Genomic DNA, 15,089 nt, shown 5'->3' with positions numbered 1-15,089 from the left:
GCGGGGTCGGATGTCGCCTGGAGGCCACGGTGGGCGGCGAGTGCTCAGGGGTGGGCCTTCATCGCTGCGAGCACCGCCGAGCGGGCGGCGTCGGCGCGGGGATGCGCGTAAGCCACCACGAGCGGCACGTCACGGTCGCGTCGTGTCGGGCATGCCTTCCATGCTGCGCTCATCTGCGGTCCCGCTTCTGACTTTGCTGCCGACACCAGCTCGGCGTAGCCGGCGAGAACCTTGGGAGCGACGAGCGCGAGGTGTGCGGAGTAGAAGTCGAGGCGGGACTGAATCTCGCTGACGTGCGCCGTGAGCGCAAACCGATCCGCGGCTGTGCCCGTCCGTCGGCGAACACGGTACGGCGCTTCGAGATAGTCGCTGACGGCCTGGAGCGCCCCGGCGTATGCTTCCGCACGGCGCGAGCGCGCCCGCTGGCGGCGCTCGTGCAGGAAGCCGAGCACGACAATGCCCGCCGCGAGGATCGCCGCGGCGATGGTCGCAATCCCATCCCAAGTGATCGGCGCAGGCGGAAAGAGCGAAAGAAGCCAGCTCATGCGGCGCGCCTCGCTTCCTCGGTGAAGCCGTGCTCCGCCTGGGGTGCGATCCACTCGCCGGTCTCAGCGAACGTATCCTCCAGGAACAGGTGGTCCTGCACGAGGACGATCAGTTCGGCGAGGTTCGCGTCAGCCGTCCATCGCTGCTCGGCGGGGTCGTCCGGGTAATAGAGACACAGCGTCCCGTCCTCATAGCGATGCGGGGAGTCCTGCATCTCTCCGGCGTACACGACGGGGAAGTCCCGGCCGTCTCGAACCCCTCCGCCGGGGAAGTACCGCTGGGGGCGGAACTCGATGACGACCGGGACGCGCTCCGTCCTTCCCACCACATCGACGCCATCGAGGTGGTATCGCCGTCTCGGCACGGCCTCGATTTGAGGTGGCCCGAAGCCGAGCCCGATCCAGCTCCCGCAGCTCAGCACGACCGCGCACGGGTTCGCTTGGCGTAGTACCTCCCAGGTGTAGTCGACTCGGAGACGGCGACCGAACAGGCGGAAGGCGTCACGCTCGAACGGGACGAACCAGGCGGCGTCCGCGCCGTACCACGCTGGGTCGGGCATCAGCACGCCCACGAACGCACGGGGAGGCGATCCCCGTAAGCGGACGTGGACGCGGGGGCTGCGGGCGCGGGCACGAGCGACGGGTTCTTCTCCCGCCAGCGTTCCCGCGCGACGCGCTTCACCTCGTCCTGATCGGGCTTGGGCATCACAGCCTCGTCGCCGAAGAAGATGGCGAGCTGGTTGAGCGCGAGGATCGGGTAGCCCTCACGCTCGTACTGGAGGGCGAGGTCGAAGTCGGCCTTTGCCTGCCGGAACGCGGCGACGACCTGGAGCCGGGTGAACATCTCGTTGATCTTGATCGGCCCGGCGACGCCTGCGGGGTCGGGCGTCTCGCCGATGCTGAGCTGCGCGATGGCGTGGTTCAGCCAGGTGCTGATGTAGCTCGTCATGGTCACCGGCCCGGTGATGCAGCCGAGCGCGAGGGCCTTGATGTTCCAGGAGCAGATCGGCCGGTCGTGCTTGCGGTTCCAGTGCTTCATGAGCCGAGTGCCGCGCGCGAACGTCGAGCGGGTCACAGCGTTCGCCTGCTTCACCATCTCCGTGTGGCGCTCCGGGTGGCTGCGATCCCAGGTGCGGTAGTTCGGGATGTAGAGCCCAGCTCCGGTGCGGTTGTCGATCGCGGTGATGACATCCGCGGTGAAGTCGGCCTGGCCGGGCGTCACGGGGTCACCGAACCGCACGAGGATGGAGCGGCGGCGGTTGAGGTGCTCGACCCGAAGCTTCGGATACTCGTCCTTGAGCTCGCGCCGGATCGCATCGGCCGCGCGTTCCTGGAGTGCGCCGGGACCACGGAGGCCCGGCCCGTAGAGCCCGTCGGGGTCGGGGATCACGATGCCGAGGTCGACGTCGGTCAGGGGGTTGAGCGCGTCGCCGTGGGCGATGCTGCCGTTGACGTAGGTGCGCCCGCCGAACTCATGCTTCAGCGCGGCGGCAAGAGCATCGCGCCGTCGCCGCGCCTCGGCGAGTTCCTCGGGGGTCACCTGGATGCGGGTACGCGCTTCGTTGAGCGCGTCCTCCACGGTGCTGATGCTGGTGCGGTTTGGGATGTCCAAGAGCGTCATTGTCGGCTCCTTTCTGCCGGAACCGGGTCCGGCGGTCGGGAGGCCTCGCTGCTCGACATCCGGCGTGTCCGTTTGGGCACATTGCCGCTTGTCTCGCTAGAGTCGGGTGAACTTTCCAGGTTCCGCCCTCGTCCACGAGGCCCGAGAACGCCGCCGGTTGCACCCGGCGGCGTTTTGGGTAGTAGATCAACGTATGGCTCGCCTACGACACTGCGGCGCGCGACACGCGGGCATTCGAAAGAATCTTCGCCTCGGGCTGAGGCGAGTGGGCACTTGGCCTCAGAACGGCCCCCCGCCGCGTGCCCACCAGTCGTTCCAGGAGAGGTTCTGCGAGACGACATCGAAGTCGGTGAGCCAGGCGGGTTCGATGCCCTCGAAGGCGTTACCGATGTAGCGCACCTGATCGTGCTGCGGCCCGCTCGGGCTGACCCGCACGAGCGCGAGCCGGTGGTCGGGCGCGGCGTTGAGCGCGGTGAGCACCTCGGTGCGGGTGATCGTGAAGGTGTCGGAACCTTCGATGCGGGCCTTGACCTCGATGCGAATGCCCGCGCCTTCGGCGGGCCGGGAAAGAACGTCGAAGCCGGGGTTGTTGTGCGACTGCTCCTCAGGTGTACGGCCAAGGGTGCGCTCGGCGGCGAGTACCGCGTCGACGCCTCGACGTTCGACTGCCGCGCGGGCGAGCGCGTTCGCGGCCACATCGCCGGGCGCGTTCGGTTCGGTGGCTGCGGGCATGACGAGGGCGATGGCGGTGATGCGCGGGGTGACGGGCGACATGGCGAGCTGCCGTTCGATGAGCGCGAGCCGGGTCTCGCGGCGCTGCTCCAGCTCCTCGGCACGGCGGCGCAGGGTCTCGGCGGAGTAGCGCACCTTCTTCCCTGCTGCGGCATCGGCGTCGGTCTTCAGCGCCTCGGTGTAGAGGCGGTTGATCTCGCGGGTCAGCCGGGTGGCGACGCGTTCGCGGACGCGCTCGTACTCGTGTGTGCGGCGGGTCGTCACGTCGGCGGCGAACACGGGGAGCTGTTCGGCGATCACCCAGGAGACGGCATCCTTCTCCCGCTGGGTGAGCCACGGCAGGCTCGTGCCCGCGGCACGCTGCGGCTCGTCGGCGGGCGCGTAGTCGAGGTACGGGGCGTGGCCGGCCTCGCGCACTATGCCGTCGGCGCCGACGACGGAGTACCCAAATCGCTTGCTGACGGTCTGCCCGGTGGAGTCGCGGACCTCGTTGAGCACGCCGACGAGCAGGGTCGGCTCGGTCACCGCGTCGGAGGTGAGCACGGTGCCGCGGTCTAGCACTGGCCCGTGCTGGTCGATCACGAGCTGGAGCGCGGCGTCGTGCAGCGCGTGGCCCGGTGCGAGCAGTTCTGCGCGGGGCGTGCCCTGTACGTCGATGGTGGCGGCATCGAAGGTGATGCGCTCGTAGCGACGGGCAACAGGTGCGCGCCCGGCGCGTTCGCGGATGTTGGCGGGGACGTGGGTGATCTCGAAGCGGCCCTTCTCGCGCCGGGCGATGCGTCCGCCTGCACGGTCGAAGGCCTCGAGGAAGGCGTCGCGGATGAAGTGCGGTTGGAGGCGCTTGGCCTTTGCGTCCTCCATCTGGCGACGCAGCGCCTCCAGGTCGGTGGGTGCGAGTGCCTCGCTGGCGAGGGCTTCGTCGTCGAGCAGCTCCTTCAGCCCGGCGGAGACGCCCTCGTCGATGACCTCCCACATCTTCGCCCTCACCTCGGGCTGCTCGCCGTAGCGGATCGCGTCGCGCAGCACGCGGGTCAGCGAGAGGTCACCGAGCGAGGTGCCGAGCACGTTGAAGATCTCGCCGTCGTAGGCGGCGCGCTGCTCCTCGATCTTGTCGAGTAGGCGGATGAACACCTCGCCCTCGCGGGTGTCCTCGGCGACGAGGTTCCACAGTCGGCACACCTCGGTCTGGCCGATACGGTGGATACGACCGAACCGCTGCTCGATACGGTTCGGATTCCACGGCAAGTCGTAGTTGACCATAAGGTGCGCGGCCTGAAGATTCAGGCCCTCCCCTGCGGCGTCGGTGGCAATGAGGATCTGCACCTCGGGGTTCGAGGTGAACTCGGCGGTGACACGACGGCGTTCATATCGGGGCACCGCGCCGTGGATGGTGACCACGGCCTCGCGCCTACCCAAGAGCTGCGTGATGCGCCGCTCCAAGTAGTTCAGGGTGTCGCGGTGCTCAGTGAAGACGATCAGCTTGCGCGGCTTGCCGTCTGCCGTCGTGAGCACCTGACCCTCGATCACGCCGCGCAACTCGCGCCACTTCACGTCCTGCTGCGAGTCCAGCAGCCTGCGCGCGTGCTCGGTCAGCCGACGCAGGTCGACGATCTCGGTCTCCAGCTCGGCCGCGGTGCGCGCCGCGGTCGCCGCGTCGACCAGTTCCTCCTCGGCCTCCTCCAGCTCGGCCGCCTCGAGTTCGTCGGTGTCGAAGTAGCTGCTGTCGGGATCATCGCCGACCAAGGACGCGGGAGCGTCGCGCGGCGGGGCGTCGAGGATGCCGTCAAGCAGGTCGGCGCGGGTGCGCTCCAGCCGGTCGGTGCGGCGGCGAAGCGACTGGAAGATCGCTTCCGGGCTCGATGCGAGACGACGCTGCAAGACCGTGAGCGCGAACCCGACCGTGTTCTTCCGCTTGCCTTCCAGCCGGTCGGCGAGGTTCATCCCGTTGCGGACGTACTCCGTGACCTCCTCATAGAGGAATTGCTCATCCGGCGAAAGCCGGTATGAGGCGGTCTCCGCGATCCGTTCGGGGAAGAGCGGACGCCCCTCGAAGGTGACGAGCTTCTCCTTCACCATGCGCCGCATCAGCCCGTCGGCCGTGCCCGTCCTCGCGTGGCGGTCGCCGGGACCGACAAAGCGGTCGCGGTCGAGTAGTGAGAGGAAGGTCTGGAAGTCCTCCTCCTTGCCGTTGTGCGGCGTCGCGGTCATCAGCAGGAAGTGCCGGGCTCGCTCGCTCAGCAGCTCGCCGAGCTGGAACCGCTTCGACGCCTTCATCTCCCCGCTGAACCACGACGCGCTCATCCGGTGCGCCTCGTCCACGACCACCAAATCGAACTCAGCCTGCTCGATCTGCTCCAGCAGCACCTCGTTGCGGGCGAGCTGATCCATCCGCGCGATGAGCAGCCGCTTCTGATCGAAGACACTCTTGCCTGGCGCGGTGTCCTCCGCGCCGGGGGCGAGGATCTCGAACTCCAGGCCGAACTTCAGCGCCAGCTCGTCCTGCCACTGCTCCACCAGCCCGCCAGGGGCTACTACCAGACAGGTGCGCACGTCATCCCGGAGGATCAGCTCCTTGATGTAGAGCCCGGCCATGATCGTCTTGCCCGCGCCGGGATCGTCAGCGAGCAGGAACCGCAACGGCGTGCGCGGGAGCAGCTCCCCGTACACGGCACGGATCTGATGCGGCAGCGGCTGCACGTCGCTCGTCGCAACAGCCAGCATGGGATCGTGCAGCCCCGCGAGCATGATGCGTTGCGCCTCCGCGGCCAGCCGGAAGTTGCGCGGATCGGCATCGAACGGACGGCCCGACTCCAGATGCGGCGCGATCTTCGCTTCGTCGTCACGGAACAACACCACCTGCCCGAGCGCGCCGTTGTCGTCCTGATAGGTGACCTCGACCGCATTCGCGCCATGCATCTGTGCCGCTAGCACCGTCACGGCACGCCCCGGCAGTATGCCTGCCAGCCGCGCAGTCGCGGCGATGTCCTCTAGCCGCACGGCGACCCTTCCGATTCGAAGCCCGACTTCGAGACTACCGACGAGTACCGACGTTCAGGACGGGACGTGTGCGGCGAGCCAGGCGATCACCGCGCTCTGCCATCGGTCGGGGTCAGAGTTCCACGAGAGCGTATGTCCGGCCTCGAAGGTCTCCAGCGAAACAAGGCCAGGCCGAGCATCTCGGAGTGCTTGTGAGAGCCGTATCGGTACGGAGTCGTCGTGGGTGCCGTGAAGGATGAGCGTGGGCGCGGTGAGTTCCTCGGCACGAACCGTCCAGTCGAAGGATCGGATCGGGATGCGCTCGGGCAGGCCGACCATCCGGGCCAGCGGGCGGAGCGTCAGCCACGGGATCGCGAGGCTGCCTGCGGCTGCGGGGAGTCCGCTGCGGGTGCAGTTCGCCTTGATGACCTCGGTCCAGTCGAGCACGGGCGAGTCGAGCACGAGACCGGCGATGCTGCGTCGATATGACGGGTGGTGAGCGAGCTGGAGCGCGATGGCCGCGCCCATCGACCATCCGAACAGCACGACCTGTCGAGCTCCGTGCCGCATCGCGTACTCAATGGCGGCCGCGGCGTCGTCGGCCTCGGTGAAGCCGAGTGTTGCGCGACCGTTGCCGACTCCCGAGCCTTCGCCGTCGGCTCGGTAGCTGATGACGAGCGAGGTGTAGCCGCGCTCGGTCGCGGCGAGCACGCCGCGAAGCGTTCCGGCTCGGACGCTGCCGAGGCCATGTAGGTGGATCGCCCACGTCGACCTGGCACCGTCGCCGTCGATGCGCCAGGCTGGGGCGGGCCCCGCGGGGGTGTCGATGGTGATGTCGTGTGCATGAAGGCTGGCGTCGTGCGGGGTCGCGTAGTAGATGCCGCTCCAGGAGACGTGATCGCCAGCCCTGAGAGTGAGCCCCGATGCCGTGCTCGTCACCCGTCGTGCGATCAGAGTCGGTCCACGGTCGAGCACGTCTTCGGAGAGTTGCGCCCAGCCTCCGTTCTCGAACCAGAGGTTGTAAGCGCCTTCGGCTGCGGTCTGGCGAGTTCGGTCGAGCACAATGAGACAGGCGTCGCCGTCGTATTCCACATCGCGGACGATCAGATCGTATCTTCGCGTGCTGGGAGCTGTCAGCCGCCGCGCGATCGCCCATCCGACACCCAACGCGCCTGCCGCAACGAGTCCGGCACCTAGCGCGACCCGTCGCATCACGAACTGCCCCCCTGGTCGACCCGGCTTCCTGGTGAAGCGGTGGTCCGTGTCGCTCTGGTGTCGAGTCCGAGGAGGTGGCTCTCGGCGCGATTCAGTAGGGCGCGCTCGGCTGCGCTGATGTCGAAGGTGACGCGCGGGTCGATCATCGCGTCGCGGATCTCAACGATCTCTCGGTGTAGACGGCTCTCCAAGTCATCCGCCCTCGCAGCGAGCGGGTCTGCTTGGCTCAGCCCAGGCCGCACGAGCGACGCCCGCTTCCAGAGAGGCTCCAACTGTGTCGTGAGGCCGACGGTGCGCTTGCGGCGCATGTCGTGCTGTGCGCGGCGGACGGCAGGCTGCGCGGCGAAGCCCGCGCATAGGAAAAGGAACGCGAGTAGAGAGAGCGGTTCGTAGGCGGGTTGGACGGCGCGCATGAGATCGAGATGTCCTGTGACGTGTGCGACGTCCATGATGAGCACGGCCAGGCACAGTGCGCCGCCGAACGCCGATCCCAGGCTCAGCAGAGCCGCGGGGAGACGCTGGATGCCGGAGCTGCGCAGATATTGCCGCGCGGCGAGGATCATCATCGTCGTGATTACGAGGAAGAAGTAGCTGAAGTTGATGATCGAGTAGGCCGCCGCTGCGGGTTGCGCGCCGAGGTCGATCATGAACCGAGTCGTGGTTGTGCCTCGGTCGATGAACACGAACGTCGTGGTGATCGCAAGAAGCGAGGTGAGAAGCACGGGGATGCCCACGGCGACCCGCACGAGCCTGGGGCGGTACTCGTCGGCCTTCATGACGCCTCGACCGAGAAAGAAGATCCCGGTCATCAGCAGCCCATCCGAAACGAGGGTAGTGACATTCGTCCCGCCAAGAAGCGGATCGGTGGCGAGGTAGATGGCGTCGACGTTCAGGGTCATCGCGACCGCGATCGTGAAGGAAGCGTAGGTGATGCTTCGATCCGCCCGTTTGCGGCGGAAGATGAGCAGGCTCGCCACGAGCGCCCACATGAGCGTCGCGACGAGCGCCTGGATCACCCGAAAATCTCCGAATAGCGGGACTCGGCGAACACCGATCCTCGGATGCCCGCGGCCAGCCGATCTGCGAGCGACTCGGCGGCGATCTCCGTCTCACTGTCAATGTCCTGTCGCTTGAGCATGCGTCCGCGCGTGTGAGGAGGGATGTTGGGCAGCAAGACGTCCCCGGCTGTGCAATCGTCGCCCTCCGTGTGACCGAGGATCATGTGGGCCAACTCGTGAAGGACGAACTGCTGGCGGTGCAGTGCAGAGTCGCTGCGTGCGTGGAGCACGAAGTCCTCGGTGTCGGTGACCAGCCAGAGCGCACAGATGCCGTCGCGGGTGTCGAGGTCGGCGAGTTCGACGACGCGGAGCCTACGATGGCGCCGTTCCTGTATGGCCTGGAGAAGGTGCGCAAGCGTGAATCTGTTGCCGAGCCGCAGATCGGAGACGGCGGCCGTTACGGTCTCTTCGGTATTCACGTTTACCCCCTCTCGGCCGAGCAACTACTGGCCTCGGCTCCGTGGTGCGCGACACCCGTCAGTGCTCGGGTGTTCGCATCATTTCCTCGTCCAGGAACTTGCTGATGGCTTGGAGCGCCTTCGGCGAGATATCGCCGAGTGTGCGTGCAGCGTAGGACTTCACCTTCGCTGCACGCATCGAACGCACGAGGTCGAGCTGGGCGGAGACCTTCTCCGGGGTTGCCACGCCGCTCTCCCCCGCAAGAAAGGCAGCATCAACGTCGAAGAAGTCCGCGAGTCCCTCGAAGATTGCGGTGTCTTGGACGTATCGGTGGCCGTTGACCATGTACGTCCATCGTGATCGAGACAGGCTGATGCCACGTTGTCTCAGATACTCCGCGATCTGCGAGTAGGTCGGTTCGGAGCCGGACTCGGCGACAGCGACATCCATCAGAAGTCGCAGGCGTTTGGCGAGGTCGTCAGCCGCAGCCTGACTTTCGTCTTCAGTCATCGTCGCTGACCCCCCTTTCCCTTCGGGAGGGCCAAGGCATCGACGTAGCTCAGGCCCAAGGGTAGTTGTGCATGCTCAATCTACCCGTTGAGCATGCACAAATCAACCGTTGCGCATGCTCAACGTGCGGTGTTAGAACGGAATCTCGGGAGAGTTTTGAGCATGCTCAACGCGGCTTCCCGGTGAGCGGGAGGAGACGCCGATTCCATGAGCACAGCGCGACCCCGCAGCCTGACTGCGTTGCCCACCGGACGGCGACCGTCTCTTGGGAACCCCGACGCACCTGATCGACAAGAGCCCCACGGTTCACGACCAGGCAAGAGGAGGTGCCGAGATGACGATGCCGGAAGCCTCGCGCGGAAAGCGCCAGCCGCTGGATGCCGCCGCACTGCTCGCCTCGCTCACCGGGCTGTCGCCGAGCGCCGCAGCGTATCGCTACGCCGAGGCAGGCATCCCCGTCTTTCCCTGCGTCACAGGAGGCAAGCGCCCGCTGACCAAGCGGGGATTCCACGAGGCGAGCGCCGAACCGCGCCAGGTCGCTCGCTGGTGGGCGCGGTGGCCGCGCGCCAACATCGGGATGCCGACGGGTCAGATCTCCGGGCTGGAGGTCGTGGATGTCGACGTGCACGGGGCGATCCGCGGCTTCGCCGCGTTCGAGCTGGCCCGACGCGAGGGGCTGACGGATCGCTGGGCCGCGTTCATCCGCACGCCCTCGGGCGGAGTCCATGCCTACTACCCGGCCGATCCCGAGCTGGTGCAGCCGTCCTGGCAGGTGGCGCGTGCTGGTATCGACTTCCGGGGATCGGGCGGCTACGTCATCGTGCCGCCCTCGATCATCGCCGCCGATGCGGGGCCGAGTGCGTATGCCCTCATCGGCTCCGGGCGAGGCGACGCGGTTCCCGTCGATGCCCGCGCGCTGCGGCAGTTCCTCGATCCGCGACCGGCGCGCCCGATGCCCGTCATCCCGGTCGAGCGAACGGACGGAGTTGACGTGGAGCGGATCGCCCGCTGGGTCGGGATGCGCGGCGAGGGCGAGCGCAACCGCGGCCTGTTCTGGGCCTCGTGTCGACTCATCGAGGCGGGCATCCCGCCAGACCGCGTGCGTGCCGCGCTGGGGCCGGCTGCCGAGCGCGCAGGTTTGCCCGCGCCGGAGATCGAGACGACGATCCGCTCGGCGCACCGCGTAGCGAGGGGCGCACCGTCCGCGCCCACGGCCAGTTCCATGCCCAGCCATGCAGCTCAGCCTTCATCGGGTCAGGTGCTCTCGTGATCCCCGGCAGCACGCAACAGCCGCGCGGGCGGATCGCCGTGTGGACGGCGGTAGCTGGGACCGTATTCATCGCCGCAGCCGCCTTCTGGCTGTCGTTCACGGCACTCGCCGACCTCGCGCGACGCTCCGGCGTCGATGAGAGCCAGGCGTGGGCATGGCCGCTCATCGTGGACGGCATCATCGTCGTCGCCACGGTGTCCGTCGTCGCGCTCGCGGGCCAGCGTGCCGCCTGGTATCCGTGGCTGCTGCTCATGGCCGGTGCCGCGGTCTCGGTCGCAGCCAACGCGATCCACGCGGTCGTCGCCGCTGACGCCGACGTTCCTTCGGCACTCGCAGGATCGGTCGCCGCAGTACCGCCGCTCGTGCTGCTGGCGATCACGCACTTGACCGTCGTGCTCACCCGACGGTTCCGTGCGGAGCCGTCGGCGCAGCCTGCCGTGTTGGTGTCGAACGCGGTCGAGTACCAGTCGCCGGAACCGCCTGCGCACCTTGCTCCCAGAGAACTCGCCCTGCGACTGAAGGAGGACGGCATGACGAACAAGGCCATCGCTCGCGCGACCGGGGTGCATCCGTCCACGGTCGGCCGCTGGCTGGCGACGCCCGCGCTCTCCGCGGCATCGGAAGGAGGCGCGCTGTGAACGATGAGTTGCCGGAGGACGAGCACGCCCGTCGGCTTGCCGATGTCCTCCACACGCTGAAGCCGACTCCGAGCGAGGCTGCTGAGATCTCGGAGCTGGCGCGCCACACGGACCCGTGGCTCGCCGCGCAGAGGTGGCGCGGCGGCCACCCACTCCTGGAGCGGCTGAGCGCAGAGCACGACCGCAGCCAGGTCGTGTGGGTGCGCCCGACCGAGCTGCTCCCATCCGCCTCGGCCCGCATGATCGGGCGCGGCATCGACCTGCGCACCGAACTGGCGCGCCGCGTCGAGGAACGTCGGCAGACCTCGCCGCAGGCAACTCCGGTGACCCGGCCCGGCATCAGGGGGCGTGCCCAGGGCATCGCGCCGCTCTCCGCGTTCGGGCAGTCGCCCGCGCACCAGTCCTCTGTCAGCCGCGACCCGCTCCGCCGCCTGTGAGCGCGCCATGTCTGCCCAGGCCGCTCCCACGTCGTTCCGCACCCCGGAAGGACTGCGCGCGCTCCTGGAGCGTCTTCACGACGATGGGAAAGGCGCGTGGCGGCGCGACGTGGATGTCGCGGCGCTCATGGAGTACACGGCGGGTCGGTACGCGAGCCTCGCGCGAAAGCACGGCCTCGACCCGTGGGAGGCGGCGAGCGCCGCGTTCGACGCGATGCGCACCCCGGCCGTGCGCAACGCGGAAGATCCGTGGGCCGTCGTCACCCGGGCCGTGCAGGTCACACTGATCGCCGAGGAACGGGGCAACGGGCTGCTGTGCTCGACGCATCAGGCACGCAGGCCGCAATACAGCGGCTTCCACGACCCGGAGCGGTTCAGCGACCGGGAGAACCCACTCACCGACTACCACGAAGCGTTGCAGGTCGCGCCCGCGGGTGAGGACGAGAACGAATCGGACGACGAGGTATCTGGCGTCGTCCGTGCAGTCGAGGACGCGATCAAGCTGCTGGCGCTGCTCGACTGGCCGGAGCAGACGGCGCGCGCGGCCATCGAGCACATCTGCACTCGACTCGGCGACGCGCCGTCGCGGGCGAGCGCAGCGGAATCGCTTCGGCGAGACCCACACGCTCGGGCCGTGCTCGATCTGTCGTCGACGAGCTGGAACGCGCTGCTCCGTGCGATCCTCGGCAACCCCGATCCCGATCAGGCCCACACCGCCGTCGGCCGCGGCGTGCTGTTCCGCCTTCTTGTCGGCGAGCCCCTGCGTGCGCTGCTCACCGATGACGACCTCGTGCTGCTGCTCGGCCTGAACGCGCCCACTCTGGCGGGGGCGAGGTGAGCACATGGCGGCGAGCACCGGGCACATCGAGCTGGAACGCACCATCGACTCAATCGTCGTCGGCAGCCGTCATCGCATGGAGATGGGTGACATCGACGCACTCGCAGCATCCATCGAACGTGACGGACTTCTCCAGCCTCCGACCGTGACACCGGACGGCGTGCTCGTGTGCGGCGCTCGACGCATCGCGGCGCTGCGCAAGCTCGGCCACAAGAAGGTCAACGTCTTCGTGCGCTCCGGGATCAGCGACCGGCTCCAGAGGCTCATGGCCGAGCAGGCCGACAACGTGCTCCACAAGCCATTCACGCAGACCGAGGCCGCGGCGCTGTACCGCGAGCTGAAGACGCTCATGGCCGAGGACGCCGCTCGTCGTCAGGCGGCGACGCAGTTCGGTGCTGGCGGGAAGATCGCCGGAACGAGCGGTGGTGCCGTGACGGCACCACCGCTGATCGGCGCTCCGGGCAAGTCCCGCGCGCAGGCTGCGCTCATGGTCACCGGGCGCAAGTCGTACACGAGCCTGGAGCAGATCAACGACCTGCAGCGGATCGCCAATGACCCCCGACAACCGGAGGATGTGCGCGGCTTCGCCCGCTCAGAACTCGACGCCATCGACCGCGGCTCGTCGATCACCACGGCGCACGCCCGCACGATCGCCATGCTGGCGATCCCGCAGGAGGAACCCGAACCACCCGGCGAGCTGGAGTTGCTCGCACAGGAGGCGCTGGAGCGCGCGAAGCAAGGGCGCAAGCGAGGCCCGGCACCCGCACCAGCGTCGAGCGTCGTGCCGGTTCGCTATCCGGTGCGGGCGTTCAGCCTCACCTGGAGCGACCTCGATCAGTGGTGGTCACACTACGACCCTGCTGAGGTCGGCACCGCGCTGAGTGATGACCAGTGGGAGCACTTCGAGACGATCCTCGACGCTACCGTCCGTTTCTTCGACGCGGCCCGCGCCGCCCGAACCGCCCGCCAACGTCTCGCCAAGGAGAGTGCCTGATGCCGCAGACTCGCTTCCCTCGTCGCCTCATGATCCTCCTGATCGTCGGTGCCGCCGTGCTTGCCGTCCTCGTCGGAGTCGGGCTCTACGGGTTGCTGCTCGCACCTCGATCCGAGCCTTCGCCGGGCGGTAGCTCCACGAGCGACCCACCAGGCGCTTCCACCAGCGCACCGTCCCCGACATCGAGCACGCCGCCCGTCGTCCGTGAGTCCGACGACCCCGAGACGTTCGCGCGAGCCCTCGCCATCGCGCTGTTCACATGGGACACCGCGACCGAGTTCGGGCCGACCGACTACGCGCAGGTCATCGTGGATGTGGGCGACCCCTCCGGCAATGAGACCGCCGGGCTGGCCTCTGACGTGCGCACCTATCTCCCGACCGCGGACGCCTGGGCGCAGCTCCGCACGATGCAGACCCGCCAATGGCTCGACATCAACGACGTGTTCGTGCCGGACGAATGGGCGACGGCGCTCGAGCAGGCAGCCAAGGGACAGATCCTTCCAGGCACCGTCGCGTACACGATCACCGGCATTCGGCAACGCGAGGGTATCCACGGCACCGAGCCCGTGACCAGCTCCCACGAAGTCGCATTCACAGTCTTCATCACCTGCGAGCCGACCTTCGATACCTGCCGCGCGCTTCGCATCTCCGAGCTTGACAACCCCCTGCGTTGATCGGCACCCGCATGAAGAAGCTCGTTGTGGTCATCGCCACCCTCGTCGCAGTGCTCCCCATGAGCCTGGTCGGCGTGGGTCTGCTCGTGTCGCCCGCGGTATTCGCCGCATGTCTCTCGTCAAGCTCGCTCGTTGTCGGGCCGATCCCGGAGTCGCTCACAGCCACGACGCGCGCGGGCGAGACCGTGACCCTCAACCATGAGCAGCTAACCCATGCAGCCACCATCATCACGGTCGGCGCGCAGACCGAGGGCGTTGGTCGCGCTGGCATCGTCATCGCGCTCATGGCCGCACTCACCGAGTCGCGGCTACGGATGCTCGCAAACTCGGCGGCGATTCCAGAGTCGGGCGATTTCCCGAACGACGGAGAGGGCAGCGATCACGACTCTCTTGGCCTGTTCCAAATGCGGCCGAGCGCAGGATGGGGCACCGTCGCCGAGCTGATGAACGCGACCTACCAGTCGCGCGCCTTCTACGGAGGTTCGAGCGGGCCGAACTACCCATCACCGCGTGGACTGCTCGACATACCCGACTGGCAGCACCTCGACCCTGGCGAGGCAGCGCAAGCGGTCGAAGTCTCGGCATATCCCGACCGCTACCAGAACTACCAGCCAGTCGCCGAGGCGATCCTCGCTGCACTCACGCGCCGCGCCGAAACCACGCCGGGCGGTACGCCGCTCGGCAACGTACCCGAGACGACCGCCATCGTCTTCCCGCTGCCGAGCGGGACGTGGGTGAACACCAGCGACTTCGGGTGGCGCGAAGACCCCTTCACTGGTGAGCGAGCGTTCCACTCGGGAACGGACTGGGCTGCCGACGACGGCGCGCCGATCCTCGCGCTCGCCGATGGCGTGGTCAGCTTCGCCGGGCCGTCGGGCGGCTACGGCAACCTCATCATCATCGAGCACACCATCGATGGACAGCGCATCGCCTCCGCCTACGCGCACATGTGGCAGAGCGGCGTCCTCGTCAGCGTCGGGGATCGCGTCGTTGCCGGGCAGCACATCGGCAACGTCGGTTCGGCGGGCAGGTCGACCGGAGCCCATCTGCATTTCGAGATCCGGCCAGGCGGGTCGAACGCAGCGGCGGTTGATGCCGAGCCGTGGCTTGCCGCCCACGGAGTTCAGAACCTCGATGCCGCAAGCACCGCGGCGCTCTGCTCAGCACAGATGGCCGCATGAC

General features: G+C 68.0%; 15 protein-coding genes. 7 read left to right on the top strand and 8 right to left on the bottom strand.

Features of this window, described 5'->3' with window-relative positions:
• Positions 1-44 precede the first annotated feature (44 nt).
• The 8 genes from CGU35_RS05935 to CGU35_RS05900 form a co-directional block, all read right to left on the bottom strand.
• A complete protein-coding gene (locus tag CGU35_RS05935) occupies positions 45-545 on the bottom strand; it encodes a hypothetical protein (protein ID WP_100810660.1) in 501 nt (166 codons plus the stop codon).
• On the bottom strand, positions 542-1,105 hold the full coding sequence (locus CGU35_RS05930) for a hypothetical protein (protein WP_146048020.1): 564 nt from the start codon (positions 1,103-1,105) through the stop codon (positions 542-544). Before CGU35_RS05930 ends, CGU35_RS05935 begins: the two co-directional genes overlap by 4 nt.
• The gene (locus tag CGU35_RS05925; RefSeq protein WP_100810658.1) at positions 1,105-2,166 is read right to left on the bottom strand and encodes a nucleotidyltransferase; all 1,062 of its coding nucleotides are present in this window, start codon (positions 2,164-2,166) and stop codon (positions 1,105-1,107) included. The genes CGU35_RS05930 and CGU35_RS05925 overlap by 1 nt, the downstream gene beginning before the upstream one ends.
• A gap of 279 nt (positions 2,167-2,445) precedes the next feature.
• Positions 2,446-5,814, bottom strand: coding sequence for a helicase-related protein (locus tag CGU35_RS05920; protein ID WP_157813910.1), 3,369 nt, complete (start codon positions 5,812-5,814; stop codon positions 2,446-2,448).
• Between the two features lie 135 nt (positions 5,815-5,949).
• Positions 5,950-6,966: an alpha/beta hydrolase gene (locus tag CGU35_RS05915; RefSeq protein WP_232711166.1), complete on the bottom strand. Its 1,017-nt coding sequence runs from the start codon at positions 6,964-6,966 to the stop codon at positions 5,950-5,952.
• A gap of 119 nt (positions 6,967-7,085) precedes the next feature.
• Positions 7,086-8,105 carry a DUF6545 domain-containing protein gene (locus CGU35_RS05910; protein ID WP_100810655.1) on the bottom strand — a complete coding sequence of 340 codons (1,020 nt, stop codon included), beginning with the start codon at positions 8,103-8,105 and terminating at the stop codon, positions 7,086-7,088.
• A complete protein-coding gene (locus CGU35_RS05905; protein WP_100810654.1) occupies positions 8,102-8,566 on the bottom strand; it encodes a hypothetical protein in 465 nt (154 codons plus the stop codon). The genes CGU35_RS05910 and CGU35_RS05905 overlap by 4 nt, the downstream gene beginning before the upstream one ends.
• A 58-nt stretch (positions 8,567-8,624) precedes the next feature.
• On the bottom strand, positions 8,625-9,056 hold the full coding sequence (locus tag CGU35_RS05900) for a hypothetical protein (RefSeq protein WP_100810653.1): 432 nt from the start codon (positions 9,054-9,056) through the stop codon (positions 8,625-8,627).
• A gap of 334 nt (positions 9,057-9,390) precedes the next feature.
• Here CGU35_RS05900 and CGU35_RS05895 point away from each other — a divergent pair, with 334 nt between their 5' ends.
• From CGU35_RS05895 to CGU35_RS05865, 7 genes are read left to right on the top strand one after another with little or no spacing between them, the layout of a single operon-like run.
• A complete protein-coding gene (locus CGU35_RS05895) occupies positions 9,391-10,326 on the top strand; it encodes a bifunctional DNA primase/polymerase (protein WP_232711165.1) in 936 nt (311 codons plus the stop codon).
• Positions 10,323-10,964, top strand: a complete 642-nt coding sequence (locus CGU35_RS05890) for a DUF2637 domain-containing protein (protein WP_232711164.1) — start codon at positions 10,323-10,325, stop codon at positions 10,962-10,964. Before CGU35_RS05895 ends, CGU35_RS05890 begins: the two co-directional genes overlap by 4 nt.
• A complete protein-coding gene (locus CGU35_RS05885; RefSeq protein ID WP_100810651.1) occupies positions 10,961-11,401 on the top strand; it encodes a hypothetical protein in 441 nt (146 codons plus the stop codon). Before CGU35_RS05890 ends, CGU35_RS05885 begins: the two co-directional genes overlap by 4 nt.
• A 7-nt stretch (positions 11,402-11,408) precedes the next feature.
• On the top strand, positions 11,409-12,239 hold the full coding sequence (locus CGU35_RS05880; RefSeq protein WP_100810650.1) for a hypothetical protein: 831 nt from the start codon (positions 11,409-11,411) through the stop codon (positions 12,237-12,239).
• 4 nt (positions 12,240-12,243) lie between these two features.
• Complete coding sequence (locus tag CGU35_RS05875) at positions 12,244-13,233, top strand: ParB N-terminal domain-containing protein (protein ID WP_100810649.1); 990 nt, start codon at positions 12,244-12,246, stop codon at positions 13,231-13,233.
• The gene (locus CGU35_RS05870) at positions 13,233-13,907 is read left to right on the top strand and encodes a hypothetical protein (protein ID WP_100810648.1); all 675 of its coding nucleotides are present in this window, start codon (positions 13,233-13,235) and stop codon (positions 13,905-13,907) included. Before CGU35_RS05875 ends, CGU35_RS05870 begins: the two co-directional genes overlap by 1 nt.
• A gap of 11 nt (positions 13,908-13,918) precedes the next feature.
• The gene (locus tag CGU35_RS05865; protein ID WP_100810647.1) at positions 13,919-15,088 is read left to right on the top strand and encodes a M23 family metallopeptidase; all 1,170 of its coding nucleotides are present in this window, start codon (positions 13,919-13,921) and stop codon (positions 15,086-15,088) included.
• The last annotated feature ends 1 nt before the right edge of the window (position 15,089 follow it).

It is taken from the genome of Microbacterium sp. BR1, from assembly GCF_002812725.1.
In the GTDB taxonomy this organism is placed as follows: Bacteria; Actinomycetota; Actinomycetes; order Actinomycetales; family Microbacteriaceae; genus Microbacterium.
Note: the sequence above shows the minus strand (reverse complement) of the source record. Positions and strands in the feature narration are given on the sequence as shown.